A 1,081-nucleotide genomic window follows, 5' to 3' on the forward strand; every position below is an offset into this window, starting at 1 on the left:
TCCGACGGTTTCGGTCGGCCGTCGCTACACCGACCGCGAGCCGTCGGCGAACTCGTGGTACTCGATGTCGTTCGAGCGCATCTCGTTGTGGCGGCGCTCGAGGAAGGCGTACACCGCGCCGTGGGGCGCGCCGTCGAGGATCATCTCGGCGGCGCTGCGGACCGCGTCGACCTGCTCGGGCGAGCCGATGATCCCGAGGGTCGTCCCGTAAACGACGACGTCCGCGCCGCTGAGTTCGGCCATCAACTCGCGGGTCCGGCCGTCCTCGCCGATGAGCCGGCCCTTCTTGCGGCGGAGGTCCTTTTTGTTCCGCGTGGCGGCCTCGATGTCGACCAGCTCGAACATCTGCATGTCGTCCTCGAGCAGCCGGAAGGCGTCCTCGGGGGCGAACCCGCGACCGATCGCCTTCACGATGTCGGGACCGTTCAGCCCGACGATCGGGTCGCCCACGGACTCGACGCGGACCGACCCCGTCTCGGAGTCGATATCGAGGCGGACCTCCGCGCGCGCTTCGATGTCGCGCATCGTCTCACCCCCCTCTCCGATCAGGACGCCGATCCGGTCGTTCGGAACCGTGACGTGTTTCATACGCCCGTTTCGTGATCCGCACTTTTAAGCATACGCTTCGACGCCGCTACCACTCGAGCGTCCCCTCGTAGCGATGTGTGCCGTCGACGGTCGCCGCGTGCCGATAGGTCTCGGGCGTCTGGATCCCCCACGCCGCCAGTCGGTCGTCGATCCCGTCGACGATCGTCCGGACGAACGACCCGCGTTCCCGGAGCGTTTCCGGCGCCCGTGCGTGCTCGGTCTCGAACCGACACGGCGCGCTCCGGCCGCCGTCGGGGGCCGCAATCCGGAGCCGGAGGTCCGACCGGAGGCGCTCGCTGACCGGCGGCGGCGCCCCGTAGAGGATTCCCTCGCCGAAGGCGTCGATCGCGTCGACGGCGTCGTCCGGTACGTGGTTCACCGCTTTCCGAGCGCACGCTCGAAGACCCGCTGTGCCCGCTCGTACCCCTCGTTGCGGTCGACGATCGGGTGGGCGTACTCGGGGGCCAACGAGGCCCGTTCCTCCCGGGAAAGC

At 69.2% G+C, this 1,081-nt stretch carries 2 protein-coding genes; both read right to left on the reverse strand.

Going from position 1 to position 1,081, the window contains the following annotated elements; all coding sequences use genetic code 11:
• Nucleotides 1-24: 24 nt before the first annotated feature.
• Complete coding sequence (locus DP106_RS15310) at nt 25-588, reverse strand: KH domain-containing protein (RefSeq protein ID WP_015410372.1); 564 nt, start codon at nt 586-588, stop codon at nt 25-27.
• Between the two features lie 46 nt (nt 589-634).
• The gene (locus tag DP106_RS15315) at nt 635-967 is read right to left on the reverse strand and encodes a hypothetical protein (protein WP_015410371.1); all 333 of its coding nucleotides are present in this window, start codon (nt 965-967) and stop codon (nt 635-637) included.
• Between the last annotated feature and the right edge of the window lie 114 nt (nt 968-1,081).

The sequence above is a fragment of the Halonotius pteroides genome (assembly GCF_003605635.1).
Lineage (GTDB): Archaea > Halobacteriota > Halobacteria > Halobacteriales > Haloferacaceae > Halonotius > Halonotius pteroides.

What these genes read in the sequence shown, in the direction of transcription:
- DP106_RS15310 (WP_015410372.1), bottom strand. Translation starts at nt 588, where the DNA reads ATGAAACACGTCACGGTTCCGAACGACCGGATCGGCGTCCTGATCGGA.